Annotated in this window: 13 protein-coding genes; 4 read left to right on the forward strand and 9 right to left on the reverse strand. The window is 45.6% G+C overall.

Translation table 11 applies throughout. From position 1 onward, the window contains the following. Window positions 1–13 precede the first annotated feature (13 nt). Complete coding sequence (locus FZD51_RS10235) at window positions 14–1,723, reverse strand: ATP-binding protein (RefSeq protein WP_148974677.1); 1,710 nt, start codon at window positions 1,721–1,723, stop codon at window positions 14–16. A gap of 147 nt (window positions 1,724–1,870) precedes the next feature. After that, on the reverse strand, window positions 1,871–2,626 hold the full coding sequence (locus FZD51_RS10240; RefSeq protein ID WP_148974678.1) for a GNAT family N-acetyltransferase: 756 nt from the start codon (window positions 2,624–2,626) through the stop codon (window positions 1,871–1,873). Between the two features lie 263 nt (window positions 2,627–2,889). On the opposite strand from FZD51_RS10240, the gene FZD51_RS10245 reads away from it, so the two are divergent. Further along, window positions 2,890–3,300, forward strand: a complete 411-nt coding sequence (locus FZD51_RS10245; protein ID WP_148974679.1) for a potassium channel family protein — start codon at window positions 2,890–2,892, stop codon at window positions 3,298–3,300. Window positions 3,301–3,355: 55 nt separating this feature from the next. On the opposite strand, the gene nhaC is transcribed toward FZD51_RS10245, so the two are convergent. From nhaC to FZD51_RS10275, 6 genes are all read right to left on the reverse strand, one after another. Beyond that, window positions 3,356–4,777 carry a Na+/H+ antiporter NhaC gene (nhaC, locus tag FZD51_RS10250; protein ID WP_148974680.1) on the reverse strand — a complete coding sequence of 474 codons (1,422 nt, stop codon included), beginning with the start codon at window positions 4,775–4,777 and terminating at the stop codon, window positions 3,356–3,358. A gap of 457 nt (window positions 4,778–5,234) precedes the next feature. Beyond that, window positions 5,235–6,230 (reverse strand): LacI family DNA-binding transcriptional regulator, encoded by a 996-nt coding sequence (locus tag FZD51_RS10255; protein ID WP_148974681.1) that lies wholly within the window; start codon window positions 6,228–6,230, stop codon window positions 5,235–5,237. 14 nt (window positions 6,231–6,244) lie between these two features. Beyond that, window positions 6,245–7,039, reverse strand: coding sequence for an alpha/beta hydrolase (locus FZD51_RS10260; RefSeq protein ID WP_148974682.1), 795 nt, complete (start codon window positions 7,037–7,039; stop codon window positions 6,245–6,247). Window positions 7,040–7,111: 72 nt separating this feature from the next. Beyond that, a complete protein-coding gene (locus FZD51_RS10265; RefSeq protein WP_148974683.1) occupies window positions 7,112–7,933 on the reverse strand; it encodes a carbohydrate ABC transporter permease in 822 nt (273 codons plus the stop codon). Between the two features lie 11 nt (window positions 7,934–7,944). Next, the gene (locus tag FZD51_RS10270) at window positions 7,945–8,832 is read right to left on the reverse strand and encodes a carbohydrate ABC transporter permease (protein ID WP_009791845.1); all 888 of its coding nucleotides are present in this window, start codon (window positions 8,830–8,832) and stop codon (window positions 7,945–7,947) included. 78 nt (window positions 8,833–8,910) lie between these two features. Further along, a complete protein-coding gene (locus FZD51_RS10275; RefSeq protein WP_148974684.1) occupies window positions 8,911–10,158 on the reverse strand; it encodes a sugar ABC transporter substrate-binding protein in 1,248 nt (415 codons plus the stop codon). Between the two features lie 360 nt (window positions 10,159–10,518). Here FZD51_RS10275 and FZD51_RS10280 point away from each other — a divergent pair, with 360 nt between their 5' ends. From FZD51_RS10280 to FZD51_RS10290, 3 genes are all read left to right on the forward strand, one after another. Next, window positions 10,519–12,681, forward strand: coding sequence for a glycoside hydrolase family 3 N-terminal domain-containing protein (locus FZD51_RS10280; protein ID WP_148974685.1), 2,163 nt, complete (start codon window positions 10,519–10,521; stop codon window positions 12,679–12,681). Window positions 12,682–12,697: 16 nt separating this feature from the next. Beyond that, entirely contained in the window at window positions 12,698–16,027 is a 3,330-nt protein-coding gene (locus tag FZD51_RS10285; protein WP_262380856.1) for a GH36-type glycosyl hydrolase domain-containing protein, read from the forward strand. Between the two features lie 152 nt (window positions 16,028–16,179). Further along, window positions 16,180–16,584: a DUF2500 domain-containing protein gene (locus FZD51_RS10290; RefSeq protein WP_148974686.1), complete on the forward strand. Its 405-nt coding sequence runs from the start codon at window positions 16,180–16,182 to the stop codon at window positions 16,582–16,584. 55 nt (window positions 16,585–16,639) lie between these two features. Here FZD51_RS10290 and FZD51_RS26120 read toward each other — a convergent pair whose 3' ends face one another. Then, window positions 16,640–16,816, reverse strand: coding sequence for a hypothetical protein (locus tag FZD51_RS26120; RefSeq protein ID WP_187445702.1), 177 nt, complete (start codon window positions 16,814–16,816; stop codon window positions 16,640–16,642). Window positions 16,817–16,905 lie beyond the last annotated feature (89 nt).

The following is a 16,905-nucleotide window of genomic DNA, read 5'->3' on the forward strand; positions in this document are numbered from 1 at the left end:
AGAGTACTTATGCCTAAGCGATGATCCGCTCCTCTTTTGCAGGGAGCGTGATGGTAAAAGTCGTTCCTTGATCGATCTTGCTTTCAGCTTTCAGCGTTCCGCCGTGGGACTCGATAATCTGGAAGCAGACCATCAAACCAAGGCCTGTCCCTTTTTCTTTTGTCGTATAAAAAGGTTCCCCCAGCTTTTTTAAGGCCTCTTCCGGCATTCCTTTTCCTTCGTCAATAATTTGCACCTGGATGCTTTCCCCTGTACGGGATGTCTGCAATTTAATGCTCCCGGACTGATCCATGGATTCGATTGCATTCTTCACCAGATTGATGAACACCTGCTTAATTTTAGTATTTTCACATTCTGCCCATAGATCCCCTAACGCAGATTCCTGGATGAGTTCTATATTCTTCATGTTAGCCTGCGGCGTCAGAAGCGTTACGACATCCTCGATCAGCCGGACCACATTATACATCCCTCTGTTTTCCGAATGCGGTTTGGCGAGGGTCAGCAGCTCGCTCGATATCTGTTCGATCCTTGAGAGCTCCTCTTCAATCACTTCAAAATACATGCTGCTGCCTTCATACATGTCCTGGAGCATCTGAAAAAATCCCTTAACAGCAGTCAAAGGGTTCCGCAGCTCATGGGCAATGCTTGCCGAGAGCTCCCCGACGATATTCATCTTCTCAGAGCGGATCATCAGCATTTCATTTTCTTTTTCATGGGTAATATCAACGAACGAATGAAGGGTAGCCATTCCTTCCCCGACTATAAGGGTGACTGAATTAATGAGAAAATTCCTTTCTCCTCTTTCTTCGGATTGAAATTTATGGCTGAGATTTTTGCTGCTGGAGGAATCATCGCTCCTGTTATAGATTTTGAAAAATGCCGTAAGCTGTCCATCGGCACAAGTTTTGGCATCTAAAAACTGGATTCGAGCGATTTCATTTTGGTATAAAATTTGCGATTCTTTTTGGATGATGATGGGGATTGGAAGATGGTCGATCACTGAACGGATTCTGTCTTCACTTTGGAGCTCTGTGTCTTGCTTGGCCGTTCTTATGCTTTTTTCTTTCATCAGCAGGGCATTCATTTGAAGGTTCTTTTTATTTTGTTTATCCAATACCAGCAGCCGGCCGATCTCTTTAAGGGAAAAAGGAGAGGAAGTTCTGCTTTCATAAAGCGGTGACAGACTAAAGCTTGTATCCGTCATCAGGTGTGAATGGACCTTTAACAGTTCATTTTGCAGATAAGCAGGCAGCATTAAGCCATTATATGCGCAAACGGACAGGAGTTTATTTTTCAAGATATAGGAATCGCAGTTACATTCATAATTCTTTAAATGATCTAATGATGATTTTGAATCTATGATAGGAAGGGCGCCCCAGGTCCTTACAGGCAGACCCTCTTTAAAAAAAGGAAGCAGCATGTGATCCAGTTTTTCTGCGCTTCCGAAATCAAATCCGCCATCCGCCAAATAAAAATCTATTATTTCCGCATGAATAAAGTTAGGATAGCCGGCCTGCTTTCCCATTGATTCAAGTGACTGGATGACATTTTCTATGACCGATTTCTCTTCAATCAGCAGAATGGCCTCTTCCGATTCTATACTTTCAATAACAAACTTTAAGAGATTAGCCAGATACTTCTCTTTTTCATTATATACATAGAGCACATGGGCTCCCTTATTTAATCCTTGCCACGGTCCATCTCTTTCTGTTTGTCCATTCATACAGAAAATTCCCCTTTATTAAAAAATTAGATTACACAAAATTATATCACGATACATACGGGGAGATGTGACTAAAAACCTGTCTTTCAAAATTATCGAATTATATCCATTGAATCGAACTTAGGCAATTCCACACATCCCTTCAGCTTAAAGCAGAGCCTTCAGCCGCTTCATCGCCGAATGCACTGTCAGCCTGTGATAGGAAATCAGTGTCTTTTTAAATACAGCCCCATAAATGCCATAGGGTGTTGGAGAAAGTTTCAGCAGTTCTTCCCTGTTTGTCAGTTCAATAGTATTGGTGTTGAGGCCCAGCTTCTCTGCTGCCTTTGTAAGATTGTCTGCTGCAATCTCCACGAACGGGCACTGCGGCATGCGGAGTATCGTCAGTTCCTCGAATGTTTCCAGCCGGCCTTCCCAGTCATCAGGGAAATAAGGGTCAGGGACATCCCCGAATTTATGGACCATAAGCTCGAATCCATAGGGGGCACGGCCTGTTTCCACAAAGCCATGCTTGATGAAGATATCAGAACTTGGCGTCCATGAGGTATCCGGATTAGTTACTGCAATGACACCGGCTTTCTGCTGCTGCCGGGCATCCTCGAGGCAATGCTCAATCAATTGCGAGGCATAGCCTTTGCCTGTCACATGCACCCACAGGCAATGAATGACAAGATAATTTTCACCATAGACAGCTCTTGAGGAAAATTCGATCGGCGTATATTCAATGAACCCTGCCTGTCTGCCGTTCTCAAGGACTTTCAAATACTTCAGGCCCTCAGTAAATCTCTCTGCCAGCCATAGATTTTTATTTTGATAGCCTGAGGAACCCGGTTTGCTGCGCAGGCAGTAGCAGCCTTCCCCAAGGCATTCTCCATTTAGTTCTTTTAGTTCTGCAGCAGGCATATTTCTCCCCTTCCTTTTTCTCTAGTTTGCCCGGATGCTGTATATGATAAGGATGATGAGAGCCGGTTTTATCCGTCATCCCTCAATCTTGCTTTTCTCTTCTTTTTTCATCCGTTCCGCCTCCATGCATATTAATTCTGCACTCCGGCCGTTTTTCCTCCTTTTGCCAGATAGGAGCGTTTGCTTGCAATTCTAACGTTTACCCGCCGCCCATTAAGGTCAAATACATAATATAGGCTGGATATAAGGAGGTTCACTTTGTTTTGAGTTCTGTTTTAACAGGGGCTGCCCTCGTTTTTATCGGGGCTAATCTGTATTATTTTTTTGCCAATAAGTCCTATAAGAAGAGCCGCTTCAGCTCTGTCTTATTTTTGAAGTTGTTTTTTGTGATGCTCGGCCTCACTCTTGGCTTTGCCGTCATTTTTTACGCCCTTTCACTCGATGATGTGGTGCTGAGGGTTGGAACACTGGACGGGAAGCCTGCCGACCAATCGTTTAGGAATCTGCTCTATTTCAGCGGAGTCACCATTCTTTCCGTCGGCTACGGAGACCTGATCCCGGTAGGCTCACTGCGGTTTTTTGCCCTGCTTGAAGCTGCCATCGGCGTCCTGCTGCCCACTGCCTATTTTATGAAAGCGATGGGTTCTTCAGGGAAGGAAGAAGAGCAGGATTAGCGCAAAAATAAAGAAAGGCTGCCAGACAAAATTCTCTGGCAGCCTCTTTATTATGTTATGATGCTTCCACCGTTTTCATGGAAGTTTTCTTTTTTGGACGTTCTTTCTCAGTCATGGTCAGCCCGGTGAACCCGTAGAACAGGGATACGAGCGGAGTGATCAGGGCAAGGAAACAGAATGGCAGATAGGCCCCTGTTGCAACGCCAAGTGCGCCTGCGGTATAAATGCCGCTTCCGGTCCACGGGACAAGTGAAGAGCTTTGTGTCCCGGTGTCTTCCAATATCCTCGACAGATTCTCAGGCTTGAGGTTAAGCCTTTCAAAAATAGGCCTCATCAGTGTGCCGCCCATGACGGTCGAAAAGTATACCGATCCGCCAATGGCAAGTGTTGCATAGCTGACAAGAATGGTCACGAGGGTTAAAACACCAGTGCTTTGGATCTTGTCGGCAAAAGACGCAATGAGCGCTTCCAGGACGCCGGATTCGGCGAGCATCCCGCCAAGGCCGAGTGCGAACAGAAACAGCGCAATGAGCGCCAGCATGCTGACCAGTCCGCCGCGCTGAAGCAGGCTGTCGGCCATTTCAATGCCGGATTCTACTCCATAGCCATTATAAAAAATGCTGATTGTGTCTGAAAAACTGAAGCCCTGATAAACGATGGCAATGATTCCGCCAACGGCTGCACCGATGAAGATGGCCGGGATGGCCGGCTTTTTCAGCATAAGCATCCCGATCAGGACGATGACAGGAATCATCGGCACAAGCCCGAGATTAAATGCTTCAGCCAAATAGGATGTCAGTTCATTTACACTTGCGGCATCTACAGTGGCTCCGCTGTATCTAAAGCCAATGAAGGTGAAGATAATAGCTGTGATCAGATACGCGGGTACGGTCGTCCAGAGCATATGCTTGATATGGCTGAACAAATCTCCGCCTGAGACGGTCGGAGCCAGATTCGTCGTGTCAGACAAGGGCGACATTTTATCCCCGAAATACGCGCCGCTGATAATGGCGCCGGCTGTCACACCGACGGGTATGCCTAATGTGGTCCCTACACCCATCATGGCAATCCCTGCTGTTCCGATGGTTCCCCATGAAGTCCCTGTTGCTACAGACACCAGTGAACAGAACAAAAGGGTCGTGACCAGGAAGAACTGTGGCGATATGGCTTTAATTCCATAATAAATCAGGGTAGGCACGGTTCCAGATGCAATCCATGCACCGATTAAAATGCCGACGGTTAAAAGAATCAGCGAAGGCTGCAGCGCCTTGCTCATCGATGACAGCATCGATTTCTCCACTTGCTTATAAGAGTATCCCAGCCCCATCATGAAAGGGATCAATACAAGCATACTAATAAACATCAGAATTTGAATCGGTGCATCAAAAGCAAGAATGCCGACCGAAATCACGGCAATCGCCGCAAATAGCATCAATAGCGCATAAATAAAAGACGGTTTTCTAATATCGGTTTCCAACCAACCACTCCTTACGGTAAATTTTGATCTTACAACTGTCCTGGATTGTTTTTGACAAGAATGAAATAAGATCGTGTGTTTTTGCAGTATGAGGTTTCTATAGGATAAAACAGAGGGCCCAAAAAAGGGCAGCAGCGTACAAAGCTTGATGTGACAAGCTTTACCTGGAAGGCTTATGCAGGGGTCCCTTCACGCTGACCTTGTAAAAAGGTATATAAAAATAATACTATAGTGTAATTTTTCTGTAAATTCCGATATAACCGCATATTTCATGATGAAATATGGTGAGCTTACTTCAGAGCTTTTTAACTCCTATATCCTTAGTAATGCGCTGGTATGGTCCGGGAGGCTTTTAAAACAAAACGATTTCCTTATCATGTTCAATGTAAGATCCATAAAAATGCCCTGGACAAAACGTATTTGTCCAGGGCTATTGCCATATATCATCAAACACTGATTACACGCCAGCACGCTTGACTGATTGGCGCTCAACCAGCTTAGTCGGCAAAGAAAACGAAGGTGACACCTTGCCGCCCTCCAATACCTGAAGGATAAGCTGTACAGCCAGTGCCCCTGCTTCGTATTTAGGCTGGGCAATCGTTGTCAGCGGCGGGGATACATATTCTGAGATTTGAATATCATCAAATCCGATTACCGAAATATCATCAGGCACTTTCAGCTGATTCTCCTGGAGAGCCTGCAGTCCCCCTATCGCCATCTCATCATTAGCATAAAAGATTCCCTGCGGCAGATCCTGCTGGGCAATGAGCAGCTTTGTCGCACGATATCCCCCTTCACGCGTGAAATCGCCGGGGATCTTCCACTTTGACTGAAATCCAATCCCATTCTCCTTCAAAGCTCTCATATAGCCCGAGAATCTCTTATTATTATCTAGTGAATTAGATGGGCCGCTCACATAGGCAATAGTCTTGTGGCCGCTGTCAATCAAATGCGTGGTAGCCATAAATCCGCCCTGCTCATTATCCACTTCTACATGGAAAATATTATCATTCGGCAGCTTCCGGTCCAGCACTACCAGCGGGAAACAATCTCTGGCAGACTCCAGGGCAATTTGATCGCTGATATTATGCGCCAGAATAATGGCACCATCAACTCTTTTTTCCTTAAGGAATTTGACTGCAGTTGAATTCGCTCCGCCAATTGAACTGCATGCAATTAAGTCATATCCATTTGATGTGGCGAAATCTTGTACGCCTTTAATTAACTCAGAATAATAAGGGCCTGATAAATCGCTCAAGATAAGCGCGATCGTATTCGTTTTATCCTTTTTCAAGTCTGAAGCAAGCCCATTCTTCTGATAGTTCAGCTCCCTGGCTGCTTCCTCTACCCGCTGTTTGGTTTCCATACTGATTTTACTGCTGTTATTCAGTGCATAAGAAGCTGTAGACACTGCTACACCCGCCAGCTTTGCTACATCTTTAATTGTTGCCATGCTTATTGCCTCCGTCAGAAACTGCTTGCATCTTCAATAGGCAGCCACCTTAAAATCTTTTGTATTGCCTGATCCCAATACGCCCAATTATGGTCGCCCTCCATAAACTCAGACGTGATCGGTATATTTAATTCTTTACACTTCTCAAAGAAACGAATGTTATGCTCATAGAGAAAATCTTCTGTACCGCATGTTTGGTATAGCAGCGGCATTTCTCTATTCGAGTCTGCCAGTTCCTCTAATTTCCATATTATATCGTTCGCCGTCCGCGAGATATCTCCTTCTCCAAAAACAAGAGACAGAGCCTTTGTTTTATCGCTATTCTCTTTTCTGACATTCTCCAGATGAAAGACCATATCAGCCACACCCGACATAGAGGCTGCCGCTTTGAACATATCAGGACGGTTCAGCACCCATTTCAGCGCACCAAAGCCTCCCATAGAATGTCCCGCAACAAAGTTATCTTCCTTTTTTGAAGATAAGGGGAACATCGCCCTTGCTTTTAGCGGAAGCTCCTCGGTCAGATAGGTCCAATACTTGCCGCCATGGGCCATATCCGTATAATAACTGTTGTCTGCCTGAGGCATGACAACAGCCAGGCCCAGCCCTTCCACATATCGTTCCAGCGAGGAGGTCCTTGTCCAGGCGGTATGATCATCACTGAATCCGTGAAGCAGAAACAAAACAGGGTATTCTTTCCTTCCGCTCCGCTCTTTTAAGCCGGAAACACTTTCTCCAGGCAAAATTACTTTCATGGAGACTGTTTTCGACAATACTTCTGAAGAAAAGCTGCATTCAATCAGCGGCATTTCCAACACTCCTGTCTATTTATATTTCCTTTAAAAGTTTGCATTTATTTAAAAGCGCCTTCTGCGTATGCTTTATTTAATTCCTGAAACATTGAACCCTTCAACAATATACTTCTGGAAAATCGTGAAAATAATGATGATAGGGATGACCATCAGCGCAGAACCAGCCATCTGCAAACCATAGTTGGTTACATTCTCATCCTGCAGAAGCGATAATCCCACTGATAAAGTATAAAGTGATTCATCATTTGCTACAATCAGCGGCCATAAGAAACTATTCCATGAGCCGATAAAAGTCAAAATCACCTGTACCGCAAGAATCGGCTTTGCCAGAGGGATGATGATCCGCATAAAAATATAAAACTCTCCTGCCCCGTCAAGCCTGGCCGCCTCAATCAGGTCATCAGGAATGGTGACCATGAACTGCCTTATCAAAAAGATATTAAAGGCAGCAATCAGACCCGGCAGGATAATCCCTGCCATCGTATTCGTCAATCCCATTTCATTCAGGATTAAATAGGTCGGAATCATGGTTACCTGCCCGGGAAGCATCATGGTGACTAAGACCACCATGAACCAGACTTCCTTGCCCCTGAAGCTGAACTTGCCGAACCCATATCCGGCCATCGTATTGAGCAATAAGCCGAACATTGAAAAGATGACAATGATCAGTGTGTTTACAAGATACACATCAAAATTCAAATTCTGAAACAATTCAAGATAATGCTCAAAAGTCGGTGCCTTTGGAAACACTGTCGGAGGGATAGCCAGCACTTCTGTTTCATTTTTGAAAGAGCTCAATATCATCCAAATAAAAGGAAGAGCAACAAGCAATCCGCCGATCAGCATGATTCCGATCACAATTGACTTTTCAAATCTATTTTTCAAGGTCATCGAATGCCACCTCACATAGTCTGATCTGATTTTCTAAACTTAAATTGAACCAGTGTAGCAACAATGACAATGGCAAACAGGACAAATGATGCTGCTGCCCCATATCCAAATTCACTGTATTGGAAGCCTTCCTGATAAATGAACAGGGCAATAGAATTTGTCCCATTCAGAGGGCCGCCCTCTGTCATGACAAAAGGCTCTTCGAAAAATTGAAGCCAGCCAATCAATGTCGTGACCGTTACAAAGAAAGTAGCGAAGCTCATTGACGGCAGGGTAATCTTCGTTAGCTTCTGCCAGCGATTTGCCCCATCAATTTCAGCTGCTTCATAATATGTGCGCGGAATCGATTGCAGGGCCGCCAGGAAAATGAGCATGCTGACCCCATTGCTTTTCCAGACCGCTAAAAGGATCAGGGAAAGCTTGGCGACGAAAGGGTCTTCCAGCCATGGCACTGCACTTAAGTTCACTGACTCTAATATATAATTGAACAGCCCGTATTCCTGGTTGTACAGAAAACTCCAGACAACTGCCACAGCCACGATGTTTGTGATGGATGGCATATAATAAATCACACGGAAGGCAGATGACAGCCAGCTTCCGAGCATATTCAGGAAAAAGGCAATGATGAACGAGCTTCCCACAGCGAGCGGAACTCCGATGATTACATAGATAAATGTATTGCCCAAGGATTGCAAAAAAGCTTCATCTTGGAATAATTCCACGAAATTGTCTATGCCGATGAAATTGATATTGGACCAGTTCGCCAGTCCTGCAAGGTCCAAATCGGTAAAGCTTATGCCAAAAGCTATAATGATTGGCAGGAATGCAAATAACATCAGCAATAAGACAGCAGGTCCGATAAAGAAGAACGGTGTAAGCTTAGATTTGTATTTATGCATGGAAGTCTCCTTCCTCCTACCCTTTATAATAAAGAGGGGCGCAAGCAGATCTGCGCGCCCCTTCTATCTTTCTCTCAATCATTCAGATAAAACCTTGGCCGCTTCCTTCTTATAGTCAGCTATTGCCTTGTCGATATCTTTGCCTCCGCGATTGATTTCCTCTAATTGAGTGATCAGCTCCTGTCCTAACCTTTCAAATTCAGGTATAAGCGGGAGCGGCTGTGTAGACTCAAGCTGTTCGCCGAACGTGCTTACCATTGGGTCATCAGATAAAGCAGGATTTTCCCAGGCAGCCATATTGGCCGGGAGTTCACTGTTTGTTTCATACCACTTTACCTGCGTTTCCGGATCAGCCATCCAGTTGATAAAATCAAGCGCCAAATCCTTCTTGTCAGAATTATGGAAAACAGAGAAATGTGCTCCGCCCATCATAGATTTATTATTTTCAGCCTTTGGCATCACATGTACGTCCCATTTGCCTTCAATTTCAGGAGCCCTGTCTTTAATGGTTCCGATATCCCAAGGACCGCTGAAGAACATAGGCTTTGAGCCATCCGCGAATGACTGGAAGAATTCTTTCCCTTTTTCCATCTGTGATAATTTTTCATCATAGAATAGATGGTGCAATTCCACAGCTTCTTTGAATGCCGGGCTGTCAAAGTTAGCAGACCCTTTGCCCACTTCATAATCCCAGCCCTGCTGCCATGCCAGCATGAACGGGAACTGAGGATCACTCTTAGGCATATCGATGGCATATTGCCCGTCGCCGCGGGCAGCCAGTTTCCTTGAAGCATCAATCATATCGTCCCATGTCTCCGGTCCTTCCGGATAGCCGACTTCACCTAAGATATCAGTCCGATAGAATACCAGGCGTGTATCCACATACCAGGGAATGGCTATTGTCTTATCTTCAAAAGTAGTGGTCCCGATCGCACCTTCATAGAAATTGTCGCTGCCCAGATTTTCATAGTCATCCAGATACTCTGTTAAATCAAGGAATGTCCCTGCTTCAGCAAACTCAGCCACCCAGGTAGTCCCGATTTGCAGTACATCCGGGCCTTTTCCTGACGCAACAGCCGTCAGCAGCTTGTCATGCGCATTAGCCCAGGGAATCGTCTGTACCTTAACGGTAACGCCCTCTTCATTTTCAAACTCTGTAACAAAATCATCCAGTGCCCCTGACATTGTCCATACTTCCAGCGTCTTATCGCTTCCTTTGCCATCCCCGCCCGCTTCATCACCAGATGAACAAGCGCCAAGCATGGCAACCAGACTGACCGCAAGTAATGCTGCTGCCCATTTACTCCAATTCGATCTCTTAACCATTATCTAAACACCCCTTTTAGAAAATATGATTCCGGAGAAGATTCCTCTCCCAAAGTCACCGAGAAAATTAGTGAAACGTTTCAACAACTAGATTATAAAACAGACTGAAATCGTTTTCAATATATTTTATGTTTTTTTGCACATTATCCCTAAAAACCTTTAAACAATAGCTTTATAGAGAGTTGGCATAAAAAGCTAATTAATCATATTCATTCTTTTCTATTGAAACGTTTCTCTAAATCTCTTATAGTTATTGGTGAAATCGATTACAACATTTCACCAACAGCCATTCTATTCCCACATTATACAGACAGATAACATTATCAATCGAGTCTGCAGCCAAAGGAGGAATCTTCATATATGAAGGACTTGCAGCAATTGGTCAGGGACATGACTTTAAATGAAAAAATTGCTCAGTTAATACAATTAGCGACACCATTTTTTAAAGGTTCAACTGACCAGGGAGAAATAACGGGACCTATGAAGGAAATGGGAGTCTCTCCAAAGATTATAGAAAACGCTGGATCTGTTCTTGGCGCATCAGGTGCTAAAAACATCAAAAGCATACAAGAGCAGCATTTGAAGAATAACCGATTGGGCATCCCGCTGCTTTTCATGTCAGATATCGTTCACGGGTACAAAACGATCTTCCCGATCCCGCTGGCCATAGGGTGTTCTTGGGACTTGGGGCTGGCTGAAAAAAGCGCGCAAATTGCAGCTCTGGAGGCATCTGTTTCCGGCATCCACGTAACGTTCGCCCCAATGGTTGACCTGGTCAGGGATCCCAGGTGGGGCCGTGTGATGGAATCGACAGGAGAAGACCCTTATTTGAACAGCGAGTTTGCCCGTGCCCAGGTGCGCGGTTTCCAGGGCAGCGATCTGACCAATGATCTGGAACGGGTAGCTGCGTGCGTAAAGCATTTTGCTGCATACGGTGCACCGGAGGGCGGACGGGACTATAATACCGTCACGATGTCTGAACGCGATATGCGCGAATCATATCTGCCGGCTTATAAAGCTGCCCTGGATGAAGGATGCGAAATGGTCATGTCTGCCTTCAACACTGTTGACGGGATTCCCGCCACAGGAAACAAGAAGCTGATGCGCGATATCCTCCGCGGGGAGATGGACTTTAATGGCGTGCTTATATCAGACTGGGGAGCGGTCAAGGAAATGATTCCCCACGGCATTGCAGAAGACGAAGCAGCCGCTGCTTTAAAAGCAATACAGGCAGGCATAGACATAGAAATGATGACAACCTGCTATGCAGATCACTTAAAATCTTTTGTTGACAGCGGCGATCTGGATGAAGGAATCATTGATGAAGCAGTGCTCAGGATCTTAAAGCTCAAGGAGAAGCTGGGATTGTTTGATAACCCGTACCGGGGAGCTGACGAACGGCTGGAGAAAGAACTGGTCATGTCAGAAAACCACCGCAAGGTTTCCCGTGAGCTTGCAGTAAAATCAGCGGTGCTTTTAAAAAATTCCGGGAATGTACTCCCGCTGGATAAAGGCTCAAAAATTGCCCTGGCCGGTCCTTTGGCCGACAGCGGCGACATACTGGGCGCCTGGTCATGGCAGGGATCCAAAGAAGACACAGTAACTCTCAAAGAAGGGATCTTGCAGAAAATCGATCCTTCCCTTCTATCCGCGGCTTCCTGCTCCAGTATAGAAGCATTATCACAAGAAGAGGCAGCTGCAGCCGTAAAGTCCGCAGAAAAAGCTGATATTATATTGCTTGCCATGGGAGAAAGTTCGGATATGAGCGGTGAAGCAGGCTCCCGAGCAAATATTAAGCTTCCTGAAGCTCAATTGAAACTTTTCAGGGAGCTCAAAAAAACCGGCAAGCCGATCGTGGTCATTCTGTTTAACGGACGTCCGCTTGACCTTACAGACATTGCCGGCGAGGCAGATGCCATTTTGGAAGCCTGGCAGCCCGGTACTGAGGGAGGAGCTGCTATCGCAGATATATTGTACGGGGATGAAAATCCGTCTGGCAAGCTGACCATGTCCTTCCCTTATACAGCCGGACAGGTTCCTGTCTATTATAATCACTATAATACAGGCCGCCCTAAAGATGCACCGGATGCGCAGGAAAGATATGTATCACAATATCTGGACATTCCGAATGAGCCGCTCTTCCCCTTCGGATACGGATTAAGCTATACCACATACAGCTACAAGAATATGCACATCTCTGCTGACACGCTGTTTAAGGGGGAAAACTTAACTGTTTCCGCTGAAATTACAAACACTGGCAGCACAGTCGGAGAGGAAATCGTCCAATTCTATATCCGTGATGCTGTCGGGGAAGTCGTACGCCCTCTTAAGGAATTGAAAGGTTTTAAAAGGATCGCCCTTAAGCCTGGAGAGACAAAGAGAGCTGAGTTTTCTATAACCGAGGAGCAGCTCCGCTATCATCACGCAGATCTCAGCTTTACGAGTGACAATGGACAATTTTTCGCATACATCGGCTCAAGCAGTGATGAAGTATTGGAAGTTCCCTTTAAACTGCAATCATAAAAAAGGAGAAGATACAATGAACAGCTCTACTATAAATATACATTCAGGTGATCTAAGCTTCTCTTTTATGAAGAGCGGCGATGTGTTCAAGGTGTCTCATAGAGATACGATGATTAATCAGCTCCTCTCCAATCCGATTGATGGCTCTTTAAACAATATTTATCTGCGTATTTTCAATGAGGGGGAAATCACGGCGATCCCCTTGCTCGGGATCCGCTCTGAATCAGCGGTTTCTGCCTCAGGATCATCCATCAGATGGACAGGGGAGGCAGAAGGCATACCATATGAAGTCACCTTCACATTAACGGATAAAAAGATCTGGTTCTGGGACGTGACTTTGGAGGGCTCCCATAAAGAAATCGATCTGCTCTACGGGCAGGACATCGGCCTGGCGGCTGAAGCCGCCGTCCGCTCCAACGAGGCATACACCTCCCAATATATAGATCATTCGGTTTTCAATGATGAACAAAAAGGATATGTTCTCTGTTCCCGCCAGAATCAGCCGCAGCAGGGACAGTTTCCTTATTTGCAGCAAGGCAGCCTTGGCAGGTCCGCAGGTTTTTCCACCGATGGATTTCAGTTTTTCGGTTTATCCTATAAAACAACGGACAAGCCCGCTGCACTGACAAAGCCCTCTCTGGAAGGTAAAGTTTCACAATATGAATTTGCATACACGGCACTGCAAACAGAAAAAACCATGCTGAATGGCCGGCACCGCTTTGTGTTTTACGGCCTGTTCAAAGAAAACCATCCTGATGCCGTAGCCCGTCTGGAATATCAAGAGGAAGTTGAATCTGAATGGGAGCAGTTAAACCGGGAAAAGATCACTTTTGGAGATCAGATTGAGCGGGTAAAAATATCAAGCAGACTGGGAGCTCCAATTGAAACCATCGGACTTACCCAAGAGGAAATTGATCAATATTTTCCGGGCAGAATATTAGAAGAGAAAAACGGGGATAGGCTTCTCTCCTTCTTTACAGATTCTTACGAACATATCGTTCTTAAAGAAAAAGAAGAGCTTGTTGAAAGGCCGCATGGCCATATACTGATGAATGGAAACAATGACAGAGTCCGTGAAGATGTACTCTCTACTACCTCTTATATGTATGGTGTCTTTAATTCTCAGCTTGCCGTCGGGAACAGCTCCATGAATAAGATGATGACCAATGTGCGCAATCCGCTTAACCTGCTGAAAACATCCGGGCAGCGCATTTACATTGAAATCGATAACCGCTACCGGCTATTAACGATGCCTTCACTGTTTGAAATGGGATTCAATTATTCAAGATGGTATTACAAGACAAATGATGAAACTTTCATCATCACTGTATTCACCACAGTCGGCAGCAAGGATGTCCAGCTTGACCTTAAAGCACAGAGCGGAAAATACTACCGCTATATGGTAACTGCCCAGATCTCAATGAATCAGAATGAATACGCGGTCCCATTCCACTGCACGATGGACAATGATACTGTCTGCTATACTGCAGCGGGAAATTCAGACAGCAGCGGTATATACCCGGATCTCAGCTATCGGCTGACAGTGAGAGGAGCTGACTTCCAGCTGCTTGACGAAAGTGAACTTGCCTCAGGCACAGACTCTGCAGCGTCTCTTGCGGTTCTTAATATAGACTCCGCCAGCGATTGGACTATGCTGATACAAGGAGACTTATCCGGCGAATTTCCTGCGTTTGAAAAAAGGGATTTTTCTAAGGAAGCAGCGGAGTTCAGGAAATATTATAAGGGTGTTTTGAATGGTTTTCATTTATCCCATCCGGAAGGCGATTCCGGGGAAATCGAAAAATTCAATGCATTGGCTCACTGGTATACCCATAATATGCTGGTCCATTTCTCGACACCGCACGGCCTTGAACAATACGGCGGCGCAGCCTGGGGAACACGCGATGTCAGCCAGGGGCCTGCTGAATACTTTATGGCGACCCAGAAGTATGAGACAGTCCGTGATATCATCCTGACGATATATACCCATCAATATGATGGAACAGGCAGCTGGCCGCAATGGTTCATGTTTGATCAATATACGAAAATCCAGCAGCCCGAAAGCCACGGGGACATCATCGTATGGCCATTAAAGCTGGTCAGTGATTATCTGGAGGCCACAGGGGACTTTTCAATTTTGCAGGAACAAATCCCCTATATGGACCAGGAGTCTTTTACATTCACAGACAATCACGCTGCATTGCTCGATCACATTAAAAAACAGATCGCTTATATGGAAAGGCATTTTCTGCACGATACCTTCCTGCCTTCTTATGATGATGGAGACTGGGATGACACCCTGCAGCCTGCAAATCAGCTGCTGAAAAAATATATGGTCAGCTCCTGGACGGTATCATTGATGTTCCAATCAATAAAAAAGCTGGCAGATATGCTTTCAGCTGCGGATGTTCCTGAAGCAGCAAAGCTGAGGGAACTTGCTCAAGGGATTAAAAATGATTTCAACCGGTATATCTTATCTTCCAATGTCATTCCAGGCTTTATTTATATGGAAGACCCGGAGAAAGCAGAATTCATGCTTCATCCTACCGATACAGATACCGGCATACAATATCGCCTGCTGCCTATGCAGCGGGGCATCATCAGCGAAATCTTCACCCCTGAACAGGCAGCTGCCCATTATAAGCTGATCAAAGAGCATCTGACCTTTCCGGATGGCGTCCGCCTGATGAACCGGCCGGCCAACTATGCCGGCGGAGTCAGCACCCACTTTAAACGTGCTGAGCAGGCAGCCAATTTTGGCCGTGAAATCGGGCTGCAGTATGTCCATGCCCATATCCGGTTTATAGAAGCCCTGGCCAAGCTGGGTATTCATGAGGAGATATGGCATGCCCTGTCTGTTATCAATCCAATCAAGATTCAGGACGCGGTGCCGAATGCTGCCCTCCGCCAAAGCAACGCATACTTCAGCAGCTCTGACGGAAAATTTGATACCCGCTATGAAGCCCAGAAAGGGTTCAATAAACTGAAAGACGGCACCGTTCCTGTAAAAGGCGGATGGAGGATCTATTCCAGCGGACCGGGCATCTACCTGAACCAGCTCATCACGAACGTTTTGGGCATCCGCCAGATAAATGGCAGCCTGGAGCTTGATCCCGTCCTTCCTGATAGCTTGGATGGCCTGGAATTCCGCTATAACTTCATGAATAGGCCGATAACGTTTGTCTATCACCTTGCTAAGGGAAAGCGGACTATCCTCATCAATGGGACAGAGGCCGGGACAGACTCAAGTCACAATCCCTATCGTGAAGGCGGAGCAGTCATACCAAAAAGTATTCTGGATGATTTGCTAAAATCGGACAACAACCGGATAGACATATATATGTGAGAGTCTCATTGAATAATGAAGAAGGCAGGCCATTATGGTCTGCCTTTTTTCGTCGGGCAAAATTTAATTTGCCTTAAAAACCATCAGCCTTGCGAAACTTTATACCCTTCCGCACGTAAATATTATATAAACACTGCGAAAGGAGCGCTGACATGCCAGAGCCATTTTTCATGGGGGACTTTATCTTTCAGGCTGCCCCCGTTTTTATCGGCATCATATTTATTATCGTTATCGGCGGCCTCATATTCAATATCTTCAAAGGAGTCGGCCAGTGGCAAAAAAATGAGCAGTCCCCCAGGCTGAGTGTGACGGCGGCCGTCAAATCAAAGCGGACAGATGTATCCAGGAGATCACATGCGCATCATGATAACCATCAACATGTTTCCTCAAGCACCCGCTATTATGTGACATTTGAATTTGACAGCGGCGACCGCTCTGAATTCCATGTATCTGGAAAAGAATATGGTTTGCTTGCAGAAGGAGATTTTGGGATGCTGACGTTTCAGGGAACGCGGTATTTGGGGTTTGAGAGGAATAGAGGGCAAAGTTACTCTTAAGGAGAGGCGGGGTTTTGCCTCTCCTTCATTTCTTCCTCTCCGGTCTTTCGAAATGTCAGTATCTTTGTATCCTGTTTATGACGGTCAGCAGGATCTGAATATCAGCCTGCAGTTCATTTTTAAAAAATTCATCTTCACATTGTTCATAATCCTGTTTCAGACGAAAAAGCTCTTCCATAAAGAGATCTAATTCTTCTTCTATTATGCCGGTCTTTGGCTGTTTCTGTGCCATTGAAACCCTCCTGTTTTAATAGATCGCAAATGACCTATTGCAAAATCTGCTGCTGAGCAAAAGAAAAAGCCGAAAAGAACAGGATTTCC

The sequence above is a fragment of the Bacillus infantis genome (genome assembly GCF_008180445.1).
Taxonomy (GTDB): Bacteria; Bacillota; Bacilli; order Bacillales; family Cytobacillaceae; genus Bacillus_AB; species Bacillus_AB infantis_B.

What these genes read in the sequence shown, in the direction of transcription:
- FZD51_RS10235 (WP_148974677.1), bottom strand. Translation starts at nt 1,723, where the DNA reads ATGAATGGACAAACAGAAAGAGATGGACCGTGGCAAGGATTAAATAAG.
- FZD51_RS10240 (WP_148974678.1), bottom strand. Translation starts at nt 2,626, where the DNA reads ATGCCTGCTGCAGAACTAAAAGAACTAAATGGAGAATGCCTTGGGGAA.
- FZD51_RS10255 (WP_148974681.1), bottom strand. Translation starts at nt 6,230, where the DNA reads ATGGCAACAATTAAAGATGTAGCAAAGCTGGCGGGTGTAGCAGTGTCT.
- FZD51_RS10260 (WP_148974682.1), bottom strand. Translation starts at nt 7,039, where the DNA reads ATGCCGCTGATTGAATGCAGCTTTTCTTCAGAAGTATTGTCGAAAACA.
- FZD51_RS10265 (WP_148974683.1), bottom strand. Translation starts at nt 7,933, where the DNA reads ATGACCTTGAAAAATAGATTTGAAAAGTCAATTGTGATCGGAATCATG.
- FZD51_RS10270 (WP_009791845.1), bottom strand. Translation starts at nt 8,832, where the DNA reads ATGCATAAATACAAATCTAAGCTTACACCGTTCTTCTTTATCGGACCT.
- FZD51_RS10275 (WP_148974684.1), bottom strand. Translation starts at nt 10,158, where the DNA reads ATGGTTAAGAGATCGAATTGGAGTAAATGGGCAGCAGCATTACTTGCG.
- FZD51_RS10280 (WP_148974685.1), top strand. Translation starts at nt 10,519, where the DNA reads ATGAAGGACTTGCAGCAATTGGTCAGGGACATGACTTTAAATGAAAAA.
- FZD51_RS10285 (WP_262380856.1), top strand. Translation starts at nt 12,698, where the DNA reads ATGAACAGCTCTACTATAAATATACATTCAGGTGATCTAAGCTTCTCT.
- FZD51_RS10290 (WP_148974686.1), top strand. Translation starts at nt 16,180, where the DNA reads ATGCCAGAGCCATTTTTCATGGGGGACTTTATCTTTCAGGCTGCCCCC.
- FZD51_RS26120 (WP_187445702.1), bottom strand. Translation starts at nt 16,816, where the DNA reads ATGGCACAGAAACAGCCAAAGACCGGCATAATAGAAGAAGAATTAGAT.